This is a genomic window from Streptomyces sp. NPDC091209 (genome assembly GCF_044757755.1).
Taxonomy (GTDB): Bacteria; Actinomycetota; Actinomycetes; order Streptomycetales; family Streptomycetaceae; genus Streptomyces.
This window is the reverse complement of record NZ_JBIVVR010000001.1, coordinates 590,719-614,539: the sequence shown is the minus strand read 5'-3', so window position 1 is coordinate 614,539 and position 23,821 is coordinate 590,719. Positions and strand designations below refer to the sequence as shown.

The window sequence follows — 23,821 nt, the reverse complement described above, 5'->3', positions numbered from 1 at the left end:
TGCCCGGCTTCTGTAAGCGGATCGAGTCCCCGCGGCGTGTTGGGGGTGTGAAGGAGCTGGAGTTCGAAGAGTTCTACCGGAGCGGACGGGACGTCTGCCTGCGGGCGGTCCTCGCCGCGGTGGGCGACCGGCAGCTCGCCGAGGACCTGGTGGCCGAGGCCTTCTCCAGGGCCTGGGCGGCCTGGCCCCGGGTCCGCGGCCATCCCGCTCCCCGCGCGTGGATCGTCCGGACGGCGCTCAACACCCGTATCTCGTGGTGGCGTCGGCGCCGGCACGAGGTCGCGCTCGGCGACCACGACGGGCGGGAGGCGGCCGTGGAGTCCGGCGGCGCGGGGCTCGACCCCGCGCTGCTGGCCGTACTGCGCGAACTGCCGCGCAGACAGCGGGAGGTCGTCGCCCTGCGGGTCTTCCTCGACCTCGACACCGCGACCACGGCGAAGACGCTCGGGATCGCTCCCGGAACCGTGACCGCCCATCTGGCACGGGCCGTCGGGACACTCCGCGGCCATCTCGTCACCCTCGACACACCGGAGGCAGGATCATGAACGGAACCGACGGCGACAGGGACGTCCTGGACGCTCTGAGGGGGTCCCTCGACGACATCACCATGGCGGTGCCCGTCGAGCGGATCGTGGCCGAGGGCCGCGCGGTCCGGCGGCGGCGCCGGCAGGTGGCCTCCGCGGCCGTGGGCGTCACGGCGGCCGTGGGCCTCGCGCTCGGCGCGCCGGGTTACGGCCACCCGTCCACCGCGCCGCCCACGGGCGGGAGCACCGAGGCCGTGGCGTTCACCGTCGCCAAGCGGTCGGACGGCACGGTCGCGGTGACCTGGACCAAGGAGCAGTACTTCAAGAACCCGGCGGGACTCCAGAAGGCGCTGCGCAAGGCGGGATTCCCCGTCCTCGTGAAGACCGGGGTGTTCTGCAAGGGCCCGGACGACCACACCCGGGTCGACCGGCACGGCTCGGGAGCGGGGGTCGACAAGGTCGTGAAGCGGGAGCGGCGGGCCGACGGCACCGTCGTCTTCATCTACGACCCGGCGGCCATGCCCGCCCACACCCAGCTCTTCATCGGCTACCTGAACCAGGCCCAGCTCGCCGTCACCCACGGGCGGCCCGGCTCGATGGAACGGCTCGTACCGACCGACGTCAGCCTGAAGTGCGCTACGGACTGGCGCAGTTGACCATACGGCGGAGGGGGTGAACGGGTCCGGGGCGCTGCCCCGGACCCGTTTCCGCAGTCCCGTCCGCCGGCCGTCGCGCTCCCACACGGCTACGGCGCCGTCGCCTTCCCGCGCCCCGAGCGCCGCGGCCCTTCTGCGACTTGAGCGACAGGTTCTAGTCGCGCGCCTTCGCGCCGCGCTCCTTCAGCAGGTCGGCCATCATCTTGATCTCCGACTGCTGGGCGTCGACCATGCCCTGCGCGAGGCGCTTCTCCACGCCGACGGTGCACTTGGCGACACAGCCCTCGGCCATGTGGATACCGCCCTTGTGGTGGTCGGTCATCAGCTGGAGGTAGAAGACCTCGGCCTGCTTCCCGTTGAGCGTGCCGAGCCGCTTCATCTCGGTGTCGGTGGCCATGCCCGGCATCAGCGAGCCGTCCTTGCCGGACGCCATGTCACCCATGCCCATCCAGGTCATCGGCGCGTCCGCGGACACCTTCGGCAGCTCCCACAGGTCGAGCCAGCCGAGCAGCATGCCGCGCTGGTTGGCCTGCGTCTGCGCGATGTCGTAGGCGAGACGCCGTACCTCCACGTCCTTGGTGCGGTCCCGCACGATGTACGACATCTCGACGGCCTGCTGGTGGTGGACCGCCATGTCCCGGGCGAAGCCCGCGTCCGCCGAGTCCGCGGCCGGTGCCCGCGTCCCGGAGTCGTCGCCGGCGGCGACCGCGTACGTGATCGCCCCCGCCGCGACGAGCACGGCCGCCGCGGTGCCCGCGATCCACCCGATGTGCCTCACTGGGACAGACCGTTGGTGCAGGCCGCGCCCGGCTCGGGCGTCTGCTTGCCCTGCACGAAGTCGGCGAAGAACGCGTCGACGTTCTTGTCGCTCGCGCCGGTCACCGTGCGCTGCTTGCCCCAGGCGCTGAGCATGATCGGGTCCTTCTGGTCCTCGACCGGGCTCATCAGCGTGTAGGGGGTCTTCTTGACCTTCGCCGCGAGCGCCTTCACATCGGCGTCGGACGCCTTGCTGTTGTACGTCACCCAGACCGCCCCGTGCTCCAGGGAGTGCACGGCGTTCATGTTGTTGACCGCCTTGGCGTAGACGTCGCCGTTGCAGTTCATCCAGACCTGGTTGTGGTCACCGCCGACCGGCGGCTCCATCGGGTACGTGACGGTCTTCGCGACGTGGTTGCGCGTCAGCGTGCCCTTCCAGGTCTTCACACCGTCCGCGCCCGTGACGAAGTGCCCCGACGCCGCCTTCGAGTCGCTCGCCGTGCTCTTCTTGCCGTCGTCCGACTGCGCGTGGACGAGCGCGACACCGCCGACGACGAGACCGGCGGCGACGACCGTACTGGCCGCGATCACGAGGATCCGGTTGCGCCGCTCACGGGCGCGCTCGGCACGGCGCAGCTCCTCGATGCGTGCCTTGCGCGATCCGGTGCTGGTGTTCTTGGCGGAACCCATGGTGAGTCCTTATGGGGATGGGACGGGCGGGTCCGCCGATCGTAATCGGGAAGGACGGGGCGTCGGCGGGTAGGGCAGCGGATTGGCCGAAGAAAGGGGAAGAAAGGGTGACCGGGGCCGGGTGCCCGGCGACCGCGGCCGGGCCGAAGGGGTGTCCGGCGGGAGACCGGCCGGAGAATTTGAACCGCAGATGCGCATTACCTACGCTGTCGGGTATGCGGCTGCTGCGATCCACCGACCTGGCCCTTCGTGTTCTGATGCGACTGGCCGTCGTCGGCGACTCGTCGCCCACCACGCGCGAGGTCGCGGACGACATGCGGGTCCCTTACACGCACACCGCCAAGGTCGTCGCCGAACTCCAGCACCTCGGACTGCTCGATGCCCGGCGCGGCAGGGGAGGCGGTCTCACGCTCACCGAGAAGGGGCGCGGGGAGTCCGTCGGCGCGATCGTGCGCTCCTTCGAGGGGGAGGGCGACGTCGTCGAGTGCGAGGGGGCCACGCCGTGCCCGCTCGTCTCCGCGTGCCGGCTGCGGGGTGCGCTGAGGCGGGCCCAGGAAGCCTTCTACGCCTCTCTGGACCCGCTGACCATCGCCGACGTGGTCGCCGAGCCGACCGGGCCCGTGCTGCTCGGCATCACCCGCAGGCCTTAGCGGTCCGGTTGCCCGTACGCGTCCCGCGCTGGTGCCCGTGCGTGCCGGGTGAGCGGGGTCCGGTGCGTGCCGGACCCCGTGGCTGCCGGGTGTCCCGGGAGCCGCCCGACAGGTCCTACGCCTGGGCCAGCCAGAGGTCCGGTCCGAACACCTCGTAGTGGATGTCGGAGGCGGGCACGCCCTTGGCGAGGAGCTGGGTCCGTACCGCGCGCATGAAGGGCAGCGGACCGCACAGGTAGGCGTGCGTGCCCGGCCGCACGGTCACTCCGGAGAGGTCGACCAGACCGGTCCGCTCGGCGGGGTGGCCCGGCTCGGCCTGCTCGTACCAGAAGTGGGTCTCCGCGTCGGCGAGCTTGCCCGCGAACGCCTCGTGGTCCGCGCGCAGCGCGTGCTCGGCGGGGGAGCGGTCGGCGTGCACGACGGTGACGGGGGCCTTGTGGCCGGTGATCGTCAGTTGCTCCAGCATGGCGATCACCGGGGTGACGCCGATGCCCGCGGAGGCGAGGAGGAGCGGGGCGTCCGTGTCGTCGAGGACCAGGTCGCCGTACGGCGCGGAGACCTCGAGGACGCTGCCCTCGCGGACGTGCGCGTGCAGATGGTTGGAGACCTCGCCCTCGGGGCTGGTCGCGCCGGCGTTCTCCTCCGCGCGGACCCGCTTGACGCTGATCTGGCGCACCGGGGAGCCGGGCGCGCTGGAGAGGCTGTACTGACGTATCTGGCGGGCGCCGTCCGGGAGTTCGACGCCGACGGAGACGTACTGGCCCGCGCGGAAGTCCGGCAGGGCTCCGCCGTCGGCCGGGCGGATCCGGAAGGTGGCGACGTCGGCGGTCTCCTCGACGCGCTCGGTGACCACCCACGGGTGCAGGGCCCCGTCGTCCGCGTTCTCGTCGTACAGCCGCTTCTCGAGGGCGATCAGGGCGTTCGCCATGAGCCAGTAGACCTCGTCCCAGGCGGCTGCGACCTCCGCGGTGACCGCGTCGCCGAGCACGTCGACGATGGCGGCGAAGAGGTGCTCGTGCACGACCTTGTACTGCTCGGGCGAGACGCCGAGGGAGGCGTGCTTGTGGGCGATGCGGCTCAGCATCGCGTCGGGCCGCTCGTCGGGGTGTTCGACCAGATAGGTGGCGAAGGCGGCGATGGATCCCGCCAGGGCCTGACGCTGGGTTCCCGCGGCCTGGTTGCCGCGGTTGAACAGGTCGCGGAGCAGCTCGGGGTGGGCGGTGAACAGTCCGGCGTAGAAACGCCCGGTGATCTCACCGATGGCGGCGCCGACCACGGGAAGGGTCGCGCGCACGGTGGAGGCGGATTGTTCGGACAGCATCAGGACTCCTCAAAGCCGGGGCGGGAACGGTGGGTTGCGCCCTGTCTGCATCGCACACTAATAAAACTTGCATCTGAGATGCAAATTAAAGCCCGTGGGGCGAGAGAGTTCAGGCCGGCCCTTACGGGGGCGCCTGTGAGCAGGCAGTATGTGTGACAGAGCAGGACACCTGCCGTACGCGAGGCGTTCAGACCGAGGTCGCCCGGCCGATCATGGTCCGCAACGCGCATGAAATGGTGTTGTGGTGGGATGCTCAGGTGCGCCGATCGTCTTCGAGGCGTGGGAGCAGGCGGCCTGACCAGCAAGGATGGGTGGAAGCGGAAGATGGACAAGCAGCAGGAGTTCGTGCTCCGGACGCTGGAGGAGCGTGACATCCGGTTTGTACGTCTGTGGTTCACGGACGTGCTCGGCTTCCTCAAGTCGGTGGCAGTGGCCCCGGCGGAGCTGGAACAGGCCTTCGACGAGGGCATCGGCTTCGACGGCTCGGCCATCGAGGGCTTCGCCCGCGTGTACGAGTCGGACATGATCGCCAAGCCGGACCCGTCCACCTTCCAGGTGCTGCCCTGGCGCGCCGAGGCCCCCGGCACGGCCCGGATGTTCTGCGACATCCTCATGCCGGACGGCTCCCCGTCCTTCGCGGACCCGCGCTATGTCCTCAAGCGCGCCCTCGCCAGGACCTCGGATCTGGGCTTCACCTTCTACACCCACCCCGAGATCGAGTTCTTCCTGCTGAAGGACCGCCCGCTGGACGGCTCGCGGCCCACCCCCGCCGACTATTCCGGCTACTTCGACCACACCCCGCAGAACGTCGGCCAGGACTTCCGGCGTCAGGCCATCACCATGCTGGAGTCGATGGGCATCTCGGTCGAGTTCAGCCACCACGAGGGCGCCCCCGGCCAGCAGGAGATCGACCTGCGCTACGCCGACGCGCTCTCCACGGCCGACAACATCATGACCTTCCGGCTGATCATGAAGCAGGTCGCGCTGGAGCAGGGTGTCCAGGCCACCTTCATGCCGAAGCCGTTCTCGGAGTACCCGGGCAGCGGTATGCACACGCACCTCTCCCTCTTCGAGGGCGACCGCAACGCGTTCTACGAGTCCGGCTCGGAGTACCAGCTCTCCAAGGTCGGCCGCTCCTTCATCGCCGGCCTCCTGAAGCACGCCGGAGAGATCTCCGCCGTCACCAACCAGTGGGTCAACTCCTACAAGCGCATCTGGGGCGGCTCCGAGCGCACCGCGGGCGCCGGCGGCGAGGCCCCCTCGTACATCTGCTGGGGCCACAACAACCGCTCCGCGCTCGTCCGCGTGCCCATGTACAAGCCCGGCAAGACCGGCTCGGCGCGCGTCGAGGTCCGCTCGATCGACTCGGGCGCGAACCCGTACCTCGCGTACGCGCTGCTCCTGGCCGCGGGCCTGAAGGGCATCGAGGAGGGCTACGAGCTCCCGCCGGGCGCCGACGACGACGTCTGGGCCCTCTCGGACGGCGAGCGCCGGGCCATGGGCATCGAGCCCCTCCCGCAGAACCTCGGCGAGGCGCTGAACCTCATGCAGCGCAGCGAACTCGTCGCCGAGACCCTCGGCGAGCACGTCTTCGACTTCTTCCTGCGCAACAAGAAGGCGGAGTGGGAGGAGTACCGCTCCGAGGTCACCGCCTTCGAGCTGCGGAAGAACCTGCCGGTGCTGTAGGCGCAGGTCAGAGGCATTTTTTGGCGTCCAGTACGCGGGGCCCACGGTCGGTGACCGTGGGCCCCGCGGCTGTCCTCACTGCCCCTGGGCCGTCTGTGGGCCGTCCGCCCCGGAAACGGTGCCGTCGTACAGGCTGTCTACGGCCCGCCGGGCGCGGCCTTCGCTGCTCGGCAGCAGGTGCGTGTAGACCCGGAGCGTGAAGCCAGGGTCCGTGTGCCCCAGGTAGCTACTCAACGCCTTAACGTTCTCGCCGGCGTCCAGGAGCACGGACGCGTAGAAGTGCCTCAGTGCGTGCATCCCGTGCTCTCGTGCCGCCTGGAAGCGGTCACCTGGTTCGGGGGCGGGGATGACGCCGGCGGCGACGAGCGCGGGCTTCCAGTAGCGGACGTTGAAGTCCGTGCGCCTAACAGCGCCGTTCCCGTCGGTGCGCAGGAACAGCAGACGCTTCGTCATGGGGTCACCGTCCGGACGAAGCCACGGCAGGGTGACCTCCACCGGCGGATGCGCGTCCATGTGGGCCTTGAGCGTGTGAGCGACCCGGTTCGGTAGCGGTACGTCCCGCTCCTTGTCGCGCTTGGGCGGGGCGAAGACGAGCTTTCCACCAGCGACCTTGACCTGATAGCCGATGTGCAGCCAGCCGGTGTCAAAGCGGATTTCGTCCGCGGGGAGCCCGAAGATTTCCCCCTGGCGCAGGCCGCAGCCGGCACCGAGATCGACCGCTGCCCGATATCGCCACGGCAGGGCGGCACGCACGGCGAACGTACGCTCCGCTGTCCACGGAGACACCCGGCGCTGGTTTGGAGCCGGAGCACGCACAGTGCTGGCCTTGCACGGGTTCCGGTGCAGGTGGTCGTCGTCCACTGCTGCGGTGAATACGGCCGACACGCTCGCGTAGATGACTCGGCGGTACGAGGACGCGGGTACGGCGCGCTCCAACTCACTGAGCCAATCGCGGATGTGCTCGGGCTTGAACGAACCGAGGGGGCGCGATCCCATGTAGGGAATGGCGTGACGGCGGAGCTGCACGTCTACGGACTCGCGTGTGGTCATCTCCGTTGTCTGTGCCGCAAGCCACCTCTCGGCGTACTGCCGGAAGGTAGTCCGGCCGGCGTTCGGGTCGATGTACCGGCCGCTGTCCATGTCGGCTTCGATCTTCGTCAGCCACTTCTCGGCGAGACGCTTTTGCCCGTCGAGGAAGCTTTTCGACTTCTCGGTTCCGTCGGGGCCGATGTATCGGGCGCGGTAGCGGAGGCCGGACCCGTGGCGTTCACTCTTCACACGGACGGTCCTGCCCGCGGCGTTGGTCTCGGTCTTGAACCAGCGGTCTTGGATGTGGCCTGCCATGCGGTGGCGTTCCCTTCTGGGCATGCGGAAGGGAGGGCCACGGTGTGGCCCTCCCTTGGGAAGCGATGCGGTGTCGCGCGGGGTCAGGCGACGGCCTGGTCGGCGGTCTTTCGTTCGGTGACGTAGGCGCGGACGTCGGCGGGGTCGTATCGAAGGTGCTTGCCGATGCGGAATCCGGGCGGTCCGGTGCGCTTCTTGCGCCACTGGTAGACGGTTTCCAAGGACACGCCGAAGATCACGGCGATGTCCTCGGGCTCGAGGTACCGGTCCGGAAGGCCACCCCGGAGGATGGCGCGGGGATCAGTCTCCGAAGGGAGGGGGAGCGGGCTCACAGACGTCCTCCACAGTTGGAATCACATTGGTCTGAGTCGCGACTCATCGCGACTCAGACCGGGTTGGCGGGTCCCTGAGTCGCGATGAGTCACGACTCAGGCAGATGTGGTTCGCGTTGGTTGAGAGTGATCCCGCTGTAGATGGCCACCTGCTGCCCGTAGGCGTCGCGGGGGCGTGTGCGGTTGAGCTGGGGGACCACGGAGAGCAGGTTGCGGCCGAACACCTGCTTGGTTCCGGGGCGGACGCCGTTGTCCTCGGCCCACTCGCGCCAGACCGTCCACAGCGTGTCCACGGGCACGCTGCATGCGGGTCCGGTGGTGCAGCGTTCGCGGACGAACGCGCTGGTGGGTGATGCGGTGTCCTGCATGGTGGTGACGGCTTCGCGGCTGGACTTGGGTTCGGTGATCCGGCCCGTTCGCTGGAGGCGGGCGAGGCCTTCCAGTGCCCAGTTGAGGATGCCGGGCATCTCCGCAACGAGCTTGTCCATGAGGGTCGGGTCTTCCTTGCCCAGCCACGACACCGTCATGTTGAGCAGCACGAACCGTTTGGCGATGACCCCGGAGGAGTCGCCGAACTGCGGGAGTTCGTTGGACAGGATCATCAGCCGGGTGGGCAGCTTGCCGGTCCACACGGCGCGGTATTTGCGATCGACGTCGATCGTGTCCTCACCGGAGATCGTCAACAACCGTTCCACGACCTGGCTGTTGTCGTTGCCGGACAGCCGGGCGTCCGAGATGACCGCGAGGGGCTTGCCGACGAGCGTGGACAGGCCGAAGTTGGTGCCGAGTCCGGCGAGGGTGGGCCCGGCAAGGTTCTCCTTGCCGACCAACTCTTTGAGGACGCGGGCAATGGTGCCTTTGCCGGAACGCGTGGGGCCGACCATGAGCAGGATCTTCTGCTGGTCGGTACGGCCGGACAGGACGTAGCCGAACCATTCCTGTACGGCGTGGATGGCGTCGGGGTCATTGGGCCAGAGCTGCGCCAGGAAGTGTTCCCACGTCGGTGCGACGGCGGTGGGGTCGTAGGTGAAGGGGACGGAGACGAGGTTGAAGAATCCGGGGCTGTGCGGCAGCAGCGCGCGGTCGCGGATGCGCAGCAGGCCGTTCTCGCACGCCACGATCGGCCCGTCGCCCTGCTCGCTCGCGCCCGCGCCGTCGAGCCATGCGGGGGCGTCCAGGTCAGTGGGCAGCAGGGTGATGGATCCGAGGGCGTCGAGCAGGTTGCTGATCTTCGGTTTCGTGGGGGCCCACGGATGCGGTTCCGGCTCACCCTTCTTGTTGAGCCCGACGTAGAGGGCGTACTCAAGGCGCTCGTACATGGCTTTGCGTACCTGAGCTTCGTCGATCTCGCGCCAGCAGGTGCCGTTCCAGCGAATCCAGGACGCGCGCCAGCGCCGGTAGACGAGTTGCCCGTCCTCGGTCTCCCAGTCGGGCAGCAGCCGGCGGCCCACGGCCATGGGATGGGAGGGCGGGGGCAGTTCCTCGGTCTGGGGGTCGGCGTCCGAGTGGTTCGTCATGCGGCCGTCCTCCCTTCCTGGGGAGTGCGGAGCGGACATTCCCCGCGGTGGTCGGTGTGCTCGGCGATCAGGGCCAGGACGCGAGACCTGCCGACCGCCCTGCGATCCCTGCCGCACAGGCACTTCGAGGTGGCGGTCGGGATGGCGTCGCGCGGGGCACAGATGGTGAGCCACGCGACCGGGTACGGACCGGCGCCGGGTGACAGGTCAGGGCGAACAGCAATGAGGACGCCTTCGGCGACGCCCTTCGGCTCGCCCACGGCCGTCGGGGGCAGCGCTGGTTCGGCGGGGCGGGGCGGGTTGGGGGTGGGTGTGGTGCTTTTACCTGCGGGGCGGGGTTGGGGGGCGGTCATGCCGTCTCCCGGGGCCAGGCGGTGCGGATGGAGTAGTCCAGGGCCTTGCGGATGGTGGCGCGGCACTCGGCCGGCGGCAGTCCCGTGGACTCGCCCCCGCAGGTAAAAGCCGCTTCTACGGTGGTGCGGTCGAGGTCGCCCCAGGCTACGAACCGGCCCACCGCCCGTACGGCGCGCAGGAGTTCGGCCTGTCGTCCGCCCTCGGGGGTGGTGGCCACGGCCGCTACCTCGCGTTGCAGGACCGCGGTCGCGTACCGGCTGGTGTCGCGGGTGGGAACGGGCAGGACTGGCACTGTGACGCGCTTCCGAGTGGCCGTCAGGGCTTGTTGGAGCCATGCGGGCAGGTCTGCCACGGGCGAGTCGTCCAGGAGCGTGTACGGGCCGTGTGATGTCTGGCTGCCGGGGGCGACGACCTGTCCGCCCCAGGCGCGGGTGTCGACCTTGGGGGTGAGGGTGCCGGTGGTGTTGGTGAAGCGGACGCCGGGAGGGGCGGTGAAGTACAGGTGTTCTCCGCCGCTGGGGGTCCGGATGCGGCGGGTGGTGGGCAGGGCCTGTCCGGCGCGCTCGCAGAGCGCCGTGAAGTTCGCCGCGCCGTCAGGCGTGCCCTCTTCGTCTTTGGGCTTGAGGGTGTCGAGGTCGACGACCAGCAGGCCGGCAGGGCCGGTGGCGATGCCGACGTTGAACGGGCCGGTGGCCCAGCAGCGTTCGATGCGGGCGGGGTCGGTGGTGGCGCGCTGCTCGAACGTGCGGTGTCCCTCGGCGCAGTCGCCGGTACGCGGGCAGCGGCGTTCGCCGTGCAGGGCGGGGACCTTGCAGCGCGGGTGCAGGGGGATGACGGGCCAGCCGCACGCGGCGGCGTCCAGCGCGGCGTGCAGCAGCGCGGATCGGGTGTGATGGGGCATGCTGGGTGACCTCCAACAGGTCTGTTGCGGACTGGTTGGCAGGGGCGGTCCCGGACTTTGGCGAGACGGGGACCGCCCTTGGCGTAGCTAGCGGCGGGTGGTGCTGGGCTCGTTCTCGATCAGGTCCGCGAGGCGGTTGTGGCGGTGTGCGGCGATCGTGTTGAGCAGGGCGGCGGGGTCGTCGTCGAATTCGTGCAGGGCGACCATGGCGGCGAGGATCACGTCGCACAGTTCGGTGGCGACGTCGCCGGGGCTGTGGGTGAAGCCCTTGCGGGGGTTCTGGCCCTGCATGCCGATGTAGGCCTGGGCGACTTCTCCGGTCTCTTCGGTGACCTTGAGCAGGCGCATGCCGGTCTCGTGCGCGTTGGTGCCGTTGGTGGCGTCCAGCCACGCGACCACCGTGCGCACGTGGGTCCACGGCATGACGCCGGTGGCGGTCTCGGGCTGGTGCTCGGCCCTGGCGTAGAGGCGGTTCCGGTGGCCGTCTCGGGTGGGGTGGACGCTCACGGTGCCGGTGGTGAAGGTGCTGTCGAGTGCGGCGACGACACGTTCGGTGTCCTGCGGGGCGCAGATGACGCGGATCTCGAACACGGGTTTCCTCTCCGGGGGTTCAGCCGTGGAAATGGCTGCGCTTGATGACGGCCTTGCGGATGTTGACCGTGCTGCCCTTGGCGCCGCTGATGGCGCGGGAGGGGGTGCGCAGGGCGAGGACGATGACGGCGACCCACACGAGGGCTCCGCCGCTGATTCCGGCGGCGGCGCTGACGACCTCGCCCACGCCGTAGCCGAGGCCGGCGGCGAGGGCGCCGCCCCCGAGTCCGGCGCCCATGAAGCGCTGGGCGACGGGGTCCAGGAGCGGGAGCGGGGTCAGGTCGCGCGGCTCGGGGGCGAGGACCGGGGCGGGGGCGAGGTGCTTGGGCATGGGGACCAGGCGGCCGTAGGCGTCGGGCACCCACACCACGGGCTGACGCTCGCCGTACGGGTCCAGCGCCACCGTCGGGGCCGGGTCGTAGGGCGCGAGGGGCTGTGGCTGATGGACGGTCACGGCCCGCTCTGCGGGCAGGTAGGCGGACTGTTCGGGGTACATGCGGAATCCTTCCGGTGCTCGGTTAGGGAGGCGAGGGCACACCCTTGGGAGTGGCCTGTGGAGGGGGTTTCGGGGTCTGAGCTGCGAGGTCTCCCCGCCTCCCCGAAGCAGCGTTTTCGCTGATCAACGTGGGGGAGGCGGTTCGGGGAGGCGGTTGGGGAGTTCTCCCCGCCTCCCCGGACCGGGAGGGTGCGCCTCCCCGCTACTGGGAGGCTGAAGCGGAACCGTCGGTGTCGCGGTCGGCGAGGGCGCGGGCGACGTCGTCGCGGCGGACGACCATGCGGCCGTGCGACTTGTACGGCTCGACCCCGGCGGACTCCAGCACGCGCTTGAGGTCGATGAACGACCAGTCGCCGTAGGCGTCCTCGTCGAAGATCCCGAGCCGCTTGAGGATGTCCTGGGTGTGCGAGCGTTCCGCGTCTCCGACGACGGTGAAGATGTCCGCGAGCGGGTCGCGGTCCTCGCCTCGCTCAACGGCGTGCAGGGTGGTGACCCCGTCCCGCAGGGCGCGGGCACGGTCGGCGATCTCCATTGCGGGTTCGTCGTCGATGAAGTGGGTGCGGACCGTGATGGACGACTGCCCCGTGGGCATGTCGATGCCGTCGGAGGCGACCACGAGGGTGCCCTTGTCCAGCCCCTGGCGGAGCATGTGCGGGGCCGCACCGTCCTCGACCGCCTTGTCGCCGAGCGCCATCTTGGCCTGCGACTCGGAGCCGAGCACGAGGGAGGCACGGGTGTGGGCGCCCTCGCGGACCATCTTGGGCAGGTTCTGATCGGTCGGGTCCTGCGTGCCCTGCCACATCAGCACGTCGACCGCACGGCCCTGGTTGTGGATGCTGCGGACTGCCATGAAGTACCGGGAGGTGGCCTTCGAGCCGCCGTAGGGCCTGCGCTGCTCATCGACCGACGGGCACATGAACGCCTTCTGCGCCTCGTCCACATTGACGATCAGTGGCGGGAACTTGACGTGCGGGTCAGCGAGACGCTCCTGAATGCGGCGGTTCATCTCGCGTTCGGCGTCCTCGACCATCTCGGTCGCCTGGATCACGTGCCCGTCGGAAGGGCCCTCGATCAGCACGTCGGCGATGCCGTTGAACATGCTCCAGTCACCAACACCCTTGAGGTCAGCGATCCAGAACTGAACCGAGGGGTCCAGCGCCAGCCACAGAGCCAGGGACCGCAGCGCGGCAGTCTTGCCCTGATTCGACCGGCCAGTGATCAAGAGGTGGCGCTGGTAGAGGCTTAGCTCTGCCGCGTCCCCGCGCAGATCCTGACCCCACGGGGCCTTCCCGGTCTTGTAGTTCGCGGTCACCGTGGTGTCCGTGACCAGCGGAGACGGGCCGATCGGCTCATCGAGCGCCCCGGAGTCCGCGATCCACAGCCGGACCGTGCGCGCGGCCTCGGGGATCGTGATGAATACCTCGTGCTCGTGCCGGGTCAGGTTCTCGGCGAGCTTGCGCCGCTTGCCCTGCACCTCGTTCGTCGCCACACCCGACGGGAGCGAGACGTCGACCTCGACACCGCATCCCGCGATCCGGATCGGACCGAGCATCGACGCGCCGGCGTCGCCCATCTCCTTGATCGCGTTGCGGAGCGCGGGCACTCCCAGGTCACGCATTGCCTTGACCACGATCGAGGGCGTGATCGGCTCGCCCTCACTACTGCGGACGTTGTCGGGCAGCGCCCACGCGGGTGCGGCCTGCTGCTTGCTGCCGACTGCCCACAGGGCGAGTAGGGCGAGGAACGGGCCGATCGCGAGGGCCGGTCCCCACACCACCTGAACGATGCTGATCAGCAGGTTGATGAACTCCACGGTGGCCATCAAAGGCGTGACGACGTGCGTGACGTCCTTCGTCGCGACCGCCATCACGACCCCGAGGGCGATCAACGATCCGATGCCCATGCCGGCGCCGACCGCAACGCCCTTGGCGGCGTCTACGGGTGAGTGGAGCAGGTCCATGCGGCGGCGGTGGCGGGCCTCGCGGAAGTGCTGCCCGCGCTCCTCCCACTCCGAGGCCATCTCGTGGTTCCCCGCGGCTTCGGCGGCACGGAACATCCGCTCGTAGCGAGAGGCGGTCCGACCGTCCCACGTCCGCTTCGCCGCGATCCTCGCGCCGCCGGCGACGTAGAGGGTGTGCCGGGCGACGGCGCGGGCGGTGGTCTTGGTCGTCTCGTGCGTGACCACGGTCTTGACCGCGCGACCCGAACGGATCCACAGCGGGACCGGTGCGGCAGGTGCCGGTTCGGGGACCACGGTCAGCGTGGTCACGATGACCGGCTCGGCAGCCGGTTCGGTGCTCTTGTGCAGGTGAACGACCTTCTCACTCATGGTGAAACAGACTCCTGACTGCCCCGGGTCGGGGTGAAAGTGAAGGGGTGAGTGCGGTGCGGGCGGGCGGCGCGGTGCGCGTTACCACCAGCCCGAGGACTTCTTGGCGGCCTTGGCGCGGGCGGCCTCGGTGACGATGCGCTGACGCTCGATCTGCAACGCGGTCATCTCCGCGATCAGCCGGGTCTCGGCGGAGGTGGAGACGGAGTCGATCCGGTTGTCCGCGCGGCCGGTGCTCTTGCCACGCATGACCCGGTAGGAGCCGCCGGCGAGCGCGGCGAGCATCGTGCGGCGCTCCGAGCCGGTCAGCGGCCACAGTTCGCCCCGGCGGACGGCTTCGAGCTTGCGGTTCGTCTCGCGGATCGCACGGTCAAGGCGACGGGTGTCGGGCTTTCCCATCGTCAGACCGTCCTTCCGGCGTGCGGGGCGAGGATGAGGTGGATGTCGGCGAGACGGCCCGTCGTGCCCTGGGACCCGAGCCAGGCCGCGACTTCGCGGGTGACGCGGTCCCAGCAGAAGGCGGCGGGGACGGTGACGGTGCCGTGGGCGAAGGCGCGTCCGTCGCCGGGGACGGTCACCCAGGCGTGCCACGCGTAGTCGATGGTGCTCGGAGCAGTGGTGCCGGCCACAGGTGAACTCCTAGACGTGGGAGGGGTGTTCATGCGCAGCACTGATCGTTTGGCGGTGGTGGGGGCGCTAAAGTCGCGCGCATGGGTGGGGAAACTGAGGCGCAGAGCGCCCGAAAGAGCGGTGCCCGCAAGTGCCTCAGGTGCGAGGAACCGTTGTCGCAGAGCCCGCGGCGAATACCCCGTTTGTTCTGCTCGCCCGGGCATGCGGTCCAGGCAGCGTTCGCGGTGATGCTTGCTGCCTTTGCGGCCGAGCGGTTCGGCCTGCGCTTCGCCCTGCACGTCGTGCGTGCAGGACTGCGCGTCGGGCACCTGCTGGGTTGGATTCACTCTCTGGACTGAGCTGGTGTTTCCTTGCGGTCTCACCGACGCGGGCCGGCGCAGGGCACGCAGGTCCCGAGCGAGTCGGGGATGACGTAGCCCGCATCACGGCGGCACTCCGGGCAGGTGCGGCGGGCGGCGTTGGCCTTGGCCAGCGCCGCCCACTTCGCGGCCGTCATCGGCCGCACCGGTCGAGCGAGGTCGATCCGGTACAGGTAGGCGACCAGCGGTCCACGACGGCGGCGCGGCCGTTCGAGCTGCGCCGCCACGGCCTGTCCGCCGGGTCGTAGGCCGCGCGCCCGGAGTTGGCGCCGGGTGGCGTAGCCGTCCGGGGCGAGGCGCCACCGGAACACCGGCAACGCGCCCATTACGCCACGCGCTTCCACGCCGCCCGCAGGCGGACCTCGGATGCGGAGTGGCCGGCCGTACGGAAGCGGGTCGCCATCTCCCGGTAGGACAGGGCGGGAACACGGCTGGTACGGATCTCGTCCACGACCGCGTCAAGCTCGGCGTCCGTGAGAGCGGGCCCGGATTCCAGGGCTGTCAGCGGTGCTGTCGGCCCCCAGACGGGGAGTTCCCATCGCGGCGTGACGTCGGGCGTGACGCGGGTCGTCACGCTGGTCAAGGCCCTGCCCGTGTCCTCGCCGGTCCGGGCCGCTTCCAGCGTCGACCACGCGTCGGAGAGCCGTTTGGCGGTTGTGGCCTGGACGCGTGCGACGCGCGCGCCGGCCTGCGTCACGGCCGTCAGCCGGGTCTCCTCCGTCGTGGCTTCGGCCCGCAGCCGGGCACGCGCCACGGCCGCTTCGTCACGGGCTTCCTGCTGGATACCGGTGATGGCGGTCAGTGCGTTCGGGGTGAGTGCGGTCCGCTCCCACAACCCGTGGACCAGCCACAGCGCCTTCGCCGCGAGCGGCAGCCACGCCACCGCCAGCCACGCGCCCGTGTCCGCCTCGGCGGTCAGCGCGTGGGCGACCAGGACACCGGTGGCGAGCAGGCCGAACGACCAGCCGACCGCCGTCACCGCGTTGGAGTGGTCGCCCTGCGCGGCGAGGCGCCGTTCGTAGGCGAGGGTGGCCAACCAGCCCCCGTCGATACCCAGACCGACCACCAGCGCGACCGGCCACGGCATCGCCGAACCCAGCCACATCACCACCACGGCCAGGGTGAGAACCAAAGACACCGCCGTCACGGCCACGGCGGGCAGAGCGGTCGGACGGGCCATCACGCCACCCCCGCCCTGTCGGGCACCTGCGTGTAGCCGGTCAGCTCGATGTCCGCGCCGCCGTACTTCGTCTGTGCACTCAGCACGCCGGTGCGGTGGTCGCACTGCACATGGAAGTCGACCGCGTCCGGGGCGATACCGAGCGCCGTCCGCCACGCCTCGAACGCGGTGAACCCGCCCTGCATGGCGTGCACGGACAGGGACAGTCGGTCCGGGTAGATCGCGGTGAGGTCGACCACCGGGGCCGGCAGGTCCGGGAAGTCGACCGCCAGCAGCCGCAGCGCCCGCAGTGGAGCCGACAGCGCGTCCAACGTGAGGATCGTGCTCATGCCGCACCCCCCGCCAGGGACGTGCCGGCCGTGCGGTTGGTCAGCTTGGCCCGTTCGGCGAGGACGCGGGCCAGGGCCCGGCGCACCCGGCGGGTGTCGACGTCGTTGGGGGCGTGGTCCATGGCGATGATCTGCGCGTCGATCAGGTCGACGTCCGCCAGGATCAGCGGCATCTCCAGCTCGATCGCGTCCAGCTCCGCGTCCGTGGGCTCCATGAAGTCGGCGAACGCGGTAACAGCTTCCTGAACAGTGACGATGGGACTCATTGGGTCGTGTTCCTCTCACGCAGGGAACGGCCCGAACAGCGGCCCGGTGTTACAGCACCGGGCCGCGCGCCGTTGAAGTCGGTAGATCCGGCTCCCCGCACTCCCGTCCGTACGACCAGCACGCGATGCACTGGCCGGACGGGCGGGAGAGGCAACCGGCCACAGCGTCAGCGCTGCGAAGCCAGGGAGAACAAGGACCGGGAAGCGTCTACTGGCGTCTGCCGGCCGGTCCGTCTCGGCGGCGCCCCACGCTTTCGTTGACGCATCAAAACTCCTGCTGGTCGGGCAGATCGGGTCTGCGTGGAAGAGGGAGAAGCACTGCAAGGGGGACCTGTGTCCCCACACTCCGGCCGTTGCTCGCGGTCACCGGGCCACCTCGCCAGTACGGGCCGAAACCCTGTTCTGCCTGGCCTTAGCGGGCGGTCTTGCAGCGTGGCCGCCCTATCCGGCGCCGCTCCTCACTGAGGAGGAGTGGCGCCGCATCAACAGACTGGACCGGTGGACCGGTCCAGTCAAGCGATGAAAATAGAGTTGGATGGCGATGGGTGGAGTTTGAGCAGGTCAATCGACGTGACGAGGCATCAAAAAAGCTGGACCGGCGGACCGGTCCAGCTTGGTTTGGGGGTGCCTACATGACGTAGGTGTCCACCTGCTCGAAGAGCGAGGAGGGAGTGACACCTTCCTCGCAGACCAGCGGACGACCTTCCTCGTCGTGTGCCGTATGGAGGAGCACGGCGACCGGGGTGGCCGTCGCTACGTTCAAGCGCTCCGCCTCCGTGTCCGTAGCGAGGCGCACGGTGGTGATGTCCACTCCCTCGGCCGGGAACCGTCCGGTCTGCCGACGGACGTAGCGTGTCGTGCCCTCGGCGATGGGAGCGGTGTCGGCGAGGCGAGGTGCGGCCTCCGCGATCTCCGGAGGAAACCAGGCCTCCACGCAGCTATTCGGGGTTCCGTCCGGGAGTTGGAGGACCCGGATGCGTCGGAGAGCCAGCACTCCGGGGGAGATCCCGAGTGCGACGGCGACGCGGGCGGGAGGCTCCGCCCAGTCGGGCGTACCGACGCGAAGGAACGGCATGCCGCCCAAGATGCGCGCCGACCCAGCTCGGCGGGCGCCGGCAGGGCGCGCCACGGGCGTCTCCGTAACGACGAAACCGGTGCCCTGCTTGGCCACCACCACACCGTCGTTGCGCAACACGTCCACGGCCTTGATGGCGGTGGCCCGTGACACGTCCCACTGCTCGGCCAGGTCGCGGCCGGAGGGGATGGTGGCACCAGGGGCGAACTCACCAGCAGCGATGCGGGCGCGCAGAGACTCGGCGATCTCTTCGTACTTCAGGACGGCCATGGCTTCCCCTACTCCGCGTGCTGGACTGGTCCACCGGTACACACGATACTGCGACCATGTCGAATCTCGAATTGGCACCCTCTGTGATGCGGTTCTACGGCGAGACAGTGAACGAGGACAGCCGCCTGCGTAGCTCGGCAGACGGACGTATGGAGTTGGTCAGGACTCAAGAGCTTCTCCGACGCTTCTTGCCCCCCGCGCCGGCGCGCGTACTCGACGTGGGCGGAGGGACCGGGGTTCACGCTGAATGGCTTGTGAAGGACGGTTACGACGTCACGCTCGTGGACCCCGTGCCCCGTCATGTCGAGAGCGCGGCAGCCGTGTGCTCGGCGATCGTGGGAGACGCTCGCGATCTGCGTGAGCCGGACGACAGTTTCGACGTTGTGCAGCTCCTTGGGCCCCTGTATCACCTGCCTGACCCCGATGATCGGCGTAGGGCGCTGGCGGAAGCCTGCCGCGTGGTGAAGCCGGGCGGACTGGTTGCGGCGGCTGCAATCAACCGTTACGCGTCGCTCTTTGAGCACGTCACATACGCTCACCTGCACACCGAGCGGATTCGTGACTCTGTCTCCAAGATCCTTGAGACGGCCGTCTATGACGGTGTACGAGGGTTCACCTTGTCCTACTTCCACCGCGCTGAAGAGCTTGTGGCGGAGTTGGTGGCGTCCGGGTTGACGGACGTGCAGGTTTTCGGGATCGAGGGGCCCGCATGGTCGCTCGTGAAAGCGGTCGAACAACAGCCGGGCGAGGGGCCCACAGACGAGCTGATTGCCTCAGCGATGGAGGCGGCGCGCATGGCAGAGCCGTACCCGGAGTTGCTTGCCGCCAGTTCGCACCTACTGGCCCTGGGCAGGGCTCCAGTTGACGTCAAGGCTTGACATCAACGGTGGCGGACATGGACAGACAGGGTTCACGAGCCGACTCGTATCGGAAGCGGCGCGATAGACCTTCTCTGCGGCAGCAAGGCTGCTTGCTCCGCTCTACAAGCACGGTGAGGGTGCCAGCCCGGCCTGCGCTCCTGCTGCCCCCGTTCCAGACCGGCTGCCATCCGCCGCGAGCAAAGCGATCAGATGCCTGATGCCAGAGAAGTGATTCGCAGCTCGGGCAGTCCGTTTCAAGGATTTTAACGAAGCGTCAAGTTTGTAGGACAGAAATTAACGCCTCAACTTCTCCTGTCTCTCCCACATGCGAGCTCGGGCAGTACGCCATAGTATAGATCTAAGCGCAATCGCTTTACAGGGCGGTGCAAAATGTCGGACGAGTCGGGCAGGATTGCAGCCGCAGCGCGCGGGCCGAGCGGCGTAATAGCGTTGCTTATCGGCTTGGGGGAAGTGCTTGTCACGACAGCGGCAATTGTGACGAGCGGTTGGATTCAAGGCATGTTCTCCGCATTCGCCATCGTGTTCATTGCCGCAATCGCCCTTGGTTTTTTTCACATCCTCAAGAGTAATCCACTAATTCTTGTTCCTCCGGATTCTTACACTCAGCACGCCACCTTGAACGATCTAGCGGAGGCTATGCGTAAGTATTCTGCGTACAGCAAGGAAACCCTGTCTCAAGCTACGCGAATGAGTGCTGAAAACGGTGCACGTCTGGCGTGGTCGCAGGCAAGTTCCGGTGGGCTTAGGGAGCTGGAAAACCTTGTTGATCACGCTGTAAAACTCACGGAAGACAGAGTGGCGCAATCCAGCGTTACTGTGGACATTTCCCAAATAGTGCCCGGAGAGACAGCAGGCGTATTTCTTCCAATAGAGGAAGAAACTGCAGTCTCGACCCTATTGAATCAGCTCTACGTGCAGATAAGTCCACACGTCAGGCCATTCACCTACGGCGATGCGTGGATTCTGAAAGACGCGAATGGGGAACGGTTGCGAGATATGGGTTCTTTGTGGGCCCGTGAACACATGCGTACACCTTTTGATCCTCGTCCTTTGAGTGATTTTGGCGTCAAAGCAGGTGCGCGACTTGCCGCGATAAAGCTTCCTGACAAGGGATGACATCGACTCGATGGCTGATATTCAGGAGTGGCGAGCATGGACTGGGAAACAGGACGCGCCGAACACCTGAAGCTGTCCGAAGCGGTCGCCGGTCAATATGATGAAATTTATGCAGAAGCGAATTTCGCAACCGGTAGCTATATGAATTATGAGATCCAAGTGCTCGATCAGTGGTCTCGTGAGGCACCCGATCACGATCTGGCTGTGGATCTGGGGTGTGGCACAGGACGTGACACATTTGTGCTGGCTAAGCGCTTTGATCAAGTTTACGCATACGACTTCTCTCCGAAAATGATCGAAGTGGCTACACGGAAGAAGATCAGGGGAGCAATTGGCAATGTCCTATTTGAGGTCCGAGATGTTGAGATGGATCCACTTGATCTACCCGCGGGCTGTGCGTCGCTTGTTAATTCGGCATTCGGGATGGGAAGCTTCGTGCAAAACGTGGAGGAATTTCTTCGCATCGTAAAAAGATTGCTAAAGCCTCAAGGCGTCGCCATCTTTTCGTTCTATAATTCTGCCGCTCTGGTGAACGAGCTTAATCTGCAATGGCGTCCGGCGCTAGCGGCGCGAGCGACGGATGGCGAAGATGCTCTACGCGTTGATTTTAGTGGTGAAGAGTACGTTGTCGCGGCGCGCGCGTACGCGATTCGGGAAATCAAGCGAAAGATAGAAGGAAACTTCAGGATTTTGAGTCTAACGACCTTCCCGACGCTATCTTCTCTGTTCCCGCAAGAGCTGTTTGCCGAATCGGAAGCCCGCAAGCTTTGCACAAACGTAGATCAACTTTTGGCGGGAAATCTCGACATAGCTGCTGGCCCCTATATTGTTGCTGTCGGGCGGCGGGAAGGGCGACCGCAGTGCAAGCCGGAGGTGAACGGGTATGAGTTGGTGGTCAGGCTACTTAACCGCCATAACATTCCCCATGACTTTCGCCATCACGCCCCCGTTAGAAACATGGAGGAAGTTGAGCGAACCATACAAGCCGATCGGGGTGAGCTCGTTAAATCTATCCTTGTGGCGGTTTCCGATGACCCGAAACGGGACGATCTGCATCCGCAGCTTTATCTGTTCGGGATCCCGGCTGACCGCAAGTTGGATTTTGGTAGGGTTGCTCGATACCTTGGGAAACCTAGGCGCTGTGTTATTGCGGCAACGCAATCTCACGTGGAGGAGCTAACAGGATTCACGCTGGGCAGTGTGCCGCCGTTCGGGATGCCGAAATATGTGCCAGTGATATTGGATGAGCGGTTGATTGAAAAGCGTAAGGTTTGGTGTGGGACGGGTAAAATAACGGAGTCTCTTCGGATATCGATCGAAGATTTGAGGCGGTTGAGCTCCTTTTCGGTTGCCGCCATATCGAAGCCTCTCTGAACGCGTTCTGCGCTTCACGCGCTGAGGGTCGCGTACCGTCATCGCCGAATGGCCGTAGTGGTAGTACCCCGAAAGTGTTGCTGCAGACAACGCCGACAGACATCGGCGGGCACCCACACATCTACGTAGGTTCACCTCGGCGGGGCCCGGCCCCCGTGGAATCTCCGTCCAAGTCGCTTCGGGCGAGGGCCACAGTCTCCGGCGATGATGCGGCAGCGGTCTCAGTCGCGCACCAATCCAGGAGCATTCACAACTGAAACAGGTTGGTGTCGGCCAACGCGCCGTGACAGCAGCCCGATCGACGTACCCAGCTTGGGCCGTGACTTGGGCCGTCTGTGGGCCGTCGAAGGGCGGCCAGCAGTGACCAACAACGACCGTGGACGGCCGCTTGATCGCAGGTCAGGGCCACCTCGGCGTGGATCGTTCGAGGGCCGTTCGGCGCCGAACAAGTTCCTGCGCAACAAGAAGGCGGAGTGGGAGGAGTACCGCTCCGAGGTCACCGCCTTCGAGCTGCGGAAGAACCTGCCGGTGCTGTAGCGCGGGTCGGCGCCGCTTTGCGTGACGCGGTACGCGGGGCCCACGGTCGATGACCGTGGGCCCCGCGGCTGTTCTCACGACCCCTGGGCCGTCTGTGGGTCGTCCGCCCCGGAATCGCTGCCGGGATCCGCGCAGGCCGGTGGACAACGCCGCCGGCCCGACCCTGGGCGCCCGTCGCGGGCGTCAGTAGCCGGTGCCGCGCTTGACCTGGGCCCGCTCGATCCCGTGGGTCGCACCCTTGGCGTCCAGAGTGCGACACGCGTCGGTGATGTCCTGGCTCAGGCGGTCGATCTGCTCGCGGCTCAGGGTCTCCTTGACCAGGGCACGCATGATCTTCACCCGCTCCGCGTTGGGCGGGAGCGTGTACGCCGGCACCATCCAGCCGCGCTCGGCCGAGAGCTGCCAGGCGACGTCGGACTCGTCGTAGGCGTGCTGGCCGGCGAGACGGAAGGCGACCAGCGGCAGTTGTTCGAGGTCGCTCCCGATCACTTCGAAGCGGCCGCTGTCGCGCAGGTTGTCCGCCAGTACGTGGGCGTTCTGCTGCAGCATCTTCATGACGTAGGTGTAGCCCTGGCGACCGAGCCGGACGAAGTTGTAGTACTGCGCGAGCACCATCGACGCGCCGGTGGAGAAGTTCAGCGTGAACGTCGAGTCGGTCTTGCCCAGGTAGTTCTCCTCGAACACGAGGTCCTTGGGCAGGTCGGACTCCTCGCGGAAGACCAGCCAGCCGATGCCGGGGTAGACCAGGCCGTACTTGTGTCCCGAGACGTTGATGGAGCGGACCTGTTCGAGCCGGAAGTCCCATTTCGAGTCCGGGTAGAGGAAGGGCCACACGAAGGCGCCGCTGGCTCCGTCGACGTGGATCGGGATGTCGAGGTCCCGCTTCTCGCGGACGTCCCGCAGGAGCTTGTCGATCCCGACGACGTCGTCCTTGTGGCCGGTGAACGTGGTGCCGAGGACCGCGACGACACCGATCGTGTTCTCGTCGAGGTGAGGCTCCACGTCCTCCGGGCCGATCGTGTACTTGCCCTCGGCGAGCGGCACGATCCGCGGCTCGACGTCGAAGTAGCGGCAGAACTTCTCCCACACGACGTGGACGTCCCCGCCGAAGACCAGGTTGGGTCGGTCGACCGACAGTTTGGCCGCCTGCCGACGCTGTCGCCACTTCCACTTCAGCGACAGCGCCCCGAGCATGATCGCCTCGGACGAGCCCTGGGTCCGGCATCCGGTCGTCCTGCCCGGCGCGTTGAAGAGGTCGGCGAGCATGCGCACGCAACGCTGCTCGATCTCGGCGGAGATCGGGTACTCCGCGTGGTCGATGAAATTGCGGTGGAGATTCTCGGCGATCAGCCGTTGCGCCTCCGGCTCCATCCACGTGGTGACGAACGTGGCGAGGTTGCGCTGCGGGTCACCCTCCATGGCGAGATCCACATCCACGAGCCTCATCGCGTCCGTCGCGGCCATGCCCTCCTCGGGGAAGGTCTCCGAGGGAGCGGGCAGGGTCAGGAAGCGGTTGCCGAACAGAGCCGTGGCGTCACTCTTTGTCATACCGGCGACTCAACCACGGTCGGAGCGGGAGCCGTGCTCAGAACCTGCGGACGGGGCTCGGGGTGTACGCGAACGGCGTACCTTCCCGGGCGATCGGCGCCGCGGGCCG

25 protein-coding genes and 1 pseudogene are annotated in these 23,821 nt (G+C 67.7%); 8 read left to right on the top strand and 18 right to left on the bottom strand.

The window, feature by feature from the left end:
• The first annotated feature begins 47 nt into the window (after positions 1 to 47).
• Both ACIQRL_RS02710 and ACIQRL_RS02705 read left to right on the top strand, forming a co-directional pair.
• Positions 48 to 545, top strand: a complete 498-nt coding sequence (locus ACIQRL_RS02710; RefSeq protein WP_401326072.1) for a SigE family RNA polymerase sigma factor — start codon at positions 48 to 50, stop codon at positions 543 to 545.
• Complete coding sequence (locus ACIQRL_RS02705; RefSeq protein ID WP_401326069.1) at positions 542 to 1,180, top strand: hypothetical protein; 639 nt, start codon at positions 542 to 544, stop codon at positions 1,178 to 1,180. The genes ACIQRL_RS02710 and ACIQRL_RS02705 overlap by 4 nt, the downstream gene beginning before the upstream one ends.
• Positions 1,181 to 1,334: 154 nt before the next feature.
• On the opposite strand, the gene ACIQRL_RS02700 is transcribed toward ACIQRL_RS02705, so the two are convergent.
• Both ACIQRL_RS02700 and ACIQRL_RS02695 read right to left on the bottom strand, forming a co-directional pair.
• A complete protein-coding gene (locus ACIQRL_RS02700) occupies positions 1,335 to 1,958 on the bottom strand; it encodes a DUF305 domain-containing protein (RefSeq protein ID WP_401326068.1) in 624 nt (207 codons plus the stop codon).
• The gene (locus tag ACIQRL_RS02695) at positions 1,955 to 2,626 is read right to left on the bottom strand and encodes a DUF3105 domain-containing protein (protein ID WP_401326066.1); all 672 of its coding nucleotides are present in this window, start codon (positions 2,624 to 2,626) and stop codon (positions 1,955 to 1,957) included. The genes ACIQRL_RS02700 and ACIQRL_RS02695 overlap by 4 nt, the downstream gene beginning before the upstream one ends.
• Positions 2,627 to 2,841: 215 nt before the next feature.
• Here ACIQRL_RS02695 and ACIQRL_RS02690 point away from each other — a divergent pair, with 215 nt between their 5' ends.
• Positions 2,842 to 3,276 (top strand): RrF2 family transcriptional regulator, encoded by a 435-nt coding sequence (locus ACIQRL_RS02690; RefSeq protein WP_401326063.1) that lies wholly within the window; start codon positions 2,842 to 2,844, stop codon positions 3,274 to 3,276.
• A 115-nt stretch (positions 3,277 to 3,391) separates the two neighbouring features.
• Here ACIQRL_RS02690 and ACIQRL_RS02685 read toward each other — a convergent pair whose 3' ends face one another.
• On the bottom strand, positions 3,392 to 4,597 hold the full coding sequence (locus tag ACIQRL_RS02685) for a globin domain-containing protein (protein WP_401326061.1): 1,206 nt from the start codon (positions 4,595 to 4,597) through the stop codon (positions 3,392 to 3,394).
• Positions 4,598 to 4,921: 324 nt separating this feature from the next.
• On the opposite strand from ACIQRL_RS02685, the gene glnA reads away from it, so the two are divergent.
• On the top strand, positions 4,922 to 6,283 hold the full coding sequence (gene glnA, locus ACIQRL_RS02680; protein ID WP_401326058.1) for a type I glutamate--ammonia ligase: 1,362 nt from the start codon (positions 4,922 to 4,924) through the stop codon (positions 6,281 to 6,283).
• A gap of 75 nt (positions 6,284 to 6,358) precedes the next feature.
• On the opposite strand, the gene ACIQRL_RS02675 is transcribed toward glnA, so the two are convergent.
• The 14 genes from ACIQRL_RS02675 to ACIQRL_RS02610 all read right to left on the bottom strand — a co-directional run bounded on the left by ACIQRL_RS02675 (position 6,359) and on the right by ACIQRL_RS02610 (position 18,256).
• Positions 6,359 to 7,627, bottom strand: a complete 1,269-nt coding sequence (locus ACIQRL_RS02675; protein WP_401326055.1) for a tyrosine-type recombinase/integrase — start codon at positions 7,625 to 7,627, stop codon at positions 6,359 to 6,361.
• 83 nt (positions 7,628 to 7,710) lie between these two features.
• A complete protein-coding gene (locus tag ACIQRL_RS02670) occupies positions 7,711 to 7,959 on the bottom strand; it encodes a helix-turn-helix transcriptional regulator (RefSeq protein ID WP_401326052.1) in 249 nt (82 codons plus the stop codon).
• 89 nt (positions 7,960 to 8,048) lie between these two features.
• Complete coding sequence (locus ACIQRL_RS02665) at positions 8,049 to 9,476, bottom strand: phage/plasmid primase, P4 family (RefSeq protein WP_401326049.1); 1,428 nt, start codon at positions 9,474 to 9,476, stop codon at positions 8,049 to 8,051.
• Positions 9,477 to 9,825: 349 nt separating this feature from the next.
• Positions 9,826 to 10,731 (bottom strand): bifunctional DNA primase/polymerase, encoded by a 906-nt coding sequence (locus ACIQRL_RS02660; RefSeq protein ID WP_401326047.1) that lies wholly within the window; start codon positions 10,729 to 10,731, stop codon positions 9,826 to 9,828.
• A gap of 87 nt (positions 10,732 to 10,818) precedes the next feature.
• A complete protein-coding gene (locus ACIQRL_RS02655) occupies positions 10,819 to 11,322 on the bottom strand; it encodes a MazG-like family protein (protein ID WP_401326044.1) in 504 nt (167 codons plus the stop codon).
• A 19-nt stretch (positions 11,323 to 11,341) separates the two neighbouring features.
• Positions 11,342 to 11,818: a hypothetical protein gene (locus ACIQRL_RS02650; RefSeq protein WP_401326042.1), complete on the bottom strand. Its 477-nt coding sequence runs from the start codon at positions 11,816 to 11,818 to the stop codon at positions 11,342 to 11,344.
• A gap of 202 nt (positions 11,819 to 12,020) precedes the next feature.
• Complete coding sequence (locus ACIQRL_RS02645) at positions 12,021 to 14,147, bottom strand: FtsK/SpoIIIE domain-containing protein (protein ID WP_401326039.1); 2,127 nt, start codon at positions 14,145 to 14,147, stop codon at positions 12,021 to 12,023.
• Between the two features lie 81 nt (positions 14,148 to 14,228).
• Positions 14,229 to 14,546, bottom strand: a complete 318-nt coding sequence (locus ACIQRL_RS02640; RefSeq protein ID WP_401326037.1) for a hypothetical protein — start codon at positions 14,544 to 14,546, stop codon at positions 14,229 to 14,231.
• A gap of 2 nt (positions 14,547 to 14,548) precedes the next feature.
• Positions 14,549 to 14,776 (bottom strand): hypothetical protein, encoded by a 228-nt coding sequence (locus tag ACIQRL_RS02635; protein ID WP_401326034.1) that lies wholly within the window; start codon positions 14,774 to 14,776, stop codon positions 14,549 to 14,551.
• A gap of 359 nt (positions 14,777 to 15,135) precedes the next feature.
• Complete coding sequence (locus tag ACIQRL_RS02630; protein ID WP_401326032.1) at positions 15,136 to 15,462, bottom strand: RRQRL motif-containing zinc-binding protein; 327 nt, start codon at positions 15,460 to 15,462, stop codon at positions 15,136 to 15,138.
• Positions 15,462 to 16,316 carry a protein spdB gene (locus ACIQRL_RS02625; RefSeq protein WP_401326029.1) on the bottom strand — a complete coding sequence of 285 codons (855 nt, stop codon included), beginning with the start codon at positions 16,314 to 16,316 and terminating at the stop codon, positions 15,462 to 15,464. The genes ACIQRL_RS02630 and ACIQRL_RS02625 overlap by 1 nt, the downstream gene beginning before the upstream one ends.
• Positions 16,316 to 16,645, bottom strand: a complete 330-nt coding sequence (locus ACIQRL_RS02620) for a hypothetical protein (RefSeq protein ID WP_401326026.1) — start codon at positions 16,643 to 16,645, stop codon at positions 16,316 to 16,318. The genes ACIQRL_RS02625 and ACIQRL_RS02620 overlap by 1 nt, the downstream gene beginning before the upstream one ends.
• A complete protein-coding gene (locus ACIQRL_RS02615; RefSeq protein ID WP_401326024.1) occupies positions 16,642 to 16,911 on the bottom strand; it encodes a DUF6284 family protein in 270 nt (89 codons plus the stop codon). Before ACIQRL_RS02615 ends, ACIQRL_RS02620 begins: the two co-directional genes overlap by 4 nt.
• 628 nt (positions 16,912 to 17,539) lie before the next feature.
• Positions 17,540 to 18,256 carry a GntR family transcriptional regulator gene (locus ACIQRL_RS02610; RefSeq protein ID WP_401326022.1) on the bottom strand — a complete coding sequence of 239 codons (717 nt, stop codon included), beginning with the start codon at positions 18,254 to 18,256 and terminating at the stop codon, positions 17,540 to 17,542.
• A gap of 56 nt (positions 18,257 to 18,312) precedes the next feature.
• Here ACIQRL_RS02610 and ACIQRL_RS02605 point away from each other — a divergent pair, with 56 nt between their 5' ends.
• From ACIQRL_RS02605 to ACIQRL_RS02590, 4 genes and pseudogenes are all read left to right on the top strand, one after another.
• On the top strand, positions 18,313 to 19,134 hold the full coding sequence (locus tag ACIQRL_RS02605; protein WP_401326019.1) for a class I SAM-dependent methyltransferase: 822 nt from the start codon (positions 18,313 to 18,315) through the stop codon (positions 19,132 to 19,134).
• A gap of 372 nt (positions 19,135 to 19,506) precedes the next feature.
• Positions 19,507 to 20,253 (top strand): hypothetical protein, encoded by a 747-nt coding sequence (locus tag ACIQRL_RS02600; protein WP_401326016.1) that lies wholly within the window; start codon positions 19,507 to 19,509, stop codon positions 20,251 to 20,253.
• Between the two features lie 36 nt (positions 20,254 to 20,289).
• A complete protein-coding gene (locus ACIQRL_RS02595; RefSeq protein WP_401326013.1) occupies positions 20,290 to 21,627 on the top strand; it encodes a YbaK/EbsC family protein in 1,338 nt (445 codons plus the stop codon).
• Between the two features lie 450 nt (positions 21,628 to 22,077).
• Positions 22,078 to 22,164: pseudogene (locus ACIQRL_RS02590) on the top strand (glutamine synthetase); the annotation flags it as partial.
• A gap of 183 nt (positions 22,165 to 22,347) precedes the next feature.
• Here ACIQRL_RS02590 and ACIQRL_RS02585 read toward each other — a convergent pair.
• The gene (locus tag ACIQRL_RS02585; RefSeq protein ID WP_401326010.1) at positions 22,348 to 23,712 is read right to left on the bottom strand and encodes a glutamate decarboxylase; all 1,365 of its coding nucleotides are present in this window, start codon (positions 23,710 to 23,712) and stop codon (positions 22,348 to 22,350) included.
• Positions 23,713 to 23,821 lie beyond the last annotated feature (109 nt).

Excerpts from the sequence above, each read along its gene's own strand:
- ACIQRL_RS02705 (WP_401326069.1), top strand. The coding sequence starts at position 542 with ATGAACGGAACCGACGGCGACAGGGACGTCCTGGACGCTCTGAGGGGG.
- ACIQRL_RS02695 (WP_401326066.1), bottom strand. The coding sequence starts at position 2,626 with ATGGGTTCCGCCAAGAACACCAGCACCGGATCGCGCAAGGCACGCATC.
- ACIQRL_RS02690 (WP_401326063.1), top strand. The coding sequence starts at position 2,842 with ATGCGGCTGCTGCGATCCACCGACCTGGCCCTTCGTGTTCTGATGCGA.
- ACIQRL_RS02685 (WP_401326061.1), bottom strand. The coding sequence starts at position 4,597 with ATGCTGTCCGAACAATCCGCCTCCACCGTGCGCGCGACCCTTCCCGTG.
- glnA (WP_401326058.1), top strand. The coding sequence starts at position 4,922 with ATGGACAAGCAGCAGGAGTTCGTGCTCCGGACGCTGGAGGAGCGTGAC.
- ACIQRL_RS02675 (WP_401326055.1), bottom strand. The coding sequence starts at position 7,627 with ATGGCAGGCCACATCCAAGACCGCTGGTTCAAGACCGAGACCAACGCC.
- ACIQRL_RS02665 (WP_401326049.1), bottom strand. The coding sequence starts at position 9,476 with ATGACGAACCACTCGGACGCCGACCCCCAGACCGAGGAACTGCCCCCG.
- ACIQRL_RS02660 (WP_401326047.1), bottom strand. The coding sequence starts at position 10,731 with ATGCCCCATCACACCCGATCCGCGCTGCTGCACGCCGCGCTGGACGCC.
- ACIQRL_RS02650 (WP_401326042.1), bottom strand. The coding sequence starts at position 11,818 with ATGTACCCCGAACAGTCCGCCTACCTGCCCGCAGAGCGGGCCGTGACC.
- ACIQRL_RS02645 (WP_401326039.1), bottom strand. The coding sequence starts at position 14,147 with ATGAGTGAGAAGGTCGTTCACCTGCACAAGAGCACCGAACCGGCTGCC.
- ACIQRL_RS02640 (WP_401326037.1), bottom strand. The coding sequence starts at position 14,546 with ATGGGAAAGCCCGACACCCGTCGCCTTGACCGTGCGATCCGCGAGACG.
- ACIQRL_RS02630 (WP_401326032.1), bottom strand. The coding sequence starts at position 15,462 with ATGGGCGCGTTGCCGGTGTTCCGGTGGCGCCTCGCCCCGGACGGCTAC.
- ACIQRL_RS02625 (WP_401326029.1), bottom strand. The coding sequence starts at position 16,316 with ATGGCCCGTCCGACCGCTCTGCCCGCCGTGGCCGTGACGGCGGTGTCT.
- ACIQRL_RS02620 (WP_401326026.1), bottom strand. The coding sequence starts at position 16,645 with ATGAGCACGATCCTCACGTTGGACGCGCTGTCGGCTCCACTGCGGGCG.
- ACIQRL_RS02615 (WP_401326024.1), bottom strand. The coding sequence starts at position 16,911 with ATGAGTCCCATCGTCACTGTTCAGGAAGCTGTTACCGCGTTCGCCGAC.
- ACIQRL_RS02610 (WP_401326022.1), bottom strand. The coding sequence starts at position 18,256 with ATGGCCGTCCTGAAGTACGAAGAGATCGCCGAGTCTCTGCGCGCCCGC.
- ACIQRL_RS02605 (WP_401326019.1), top strand. The coding sequence starts at position 18,313 with ATGTCGAATCTCGAATTGGCACCCTCTGTGATGCGGTTCTACGGCGAG.
- ACIQRL_RS02600 (WP_401326016.1), top strand. The coding sequence starts at position 19,507 with ATGTCGGACGAGTCGGGCAGGATTGCAGCCGCAGCGCGCGGGCCGAGC.
- ACIQRL_RS02595 (WP_401326013.1), top strand. The coding sequence starts at position 20,290 with ATGGACTGGGAAACAGGACGCGCCGAACACCTGAAGCTGTCCGAAGCG.
- ACIQRL_RS02585 (WP_401326010.1), bottom strand. The coding sequence starts at position 23,712 with ATGACAAAGAGTGACGCCACGGCTCTGTTCGGCAACCGCTTCCTGACC.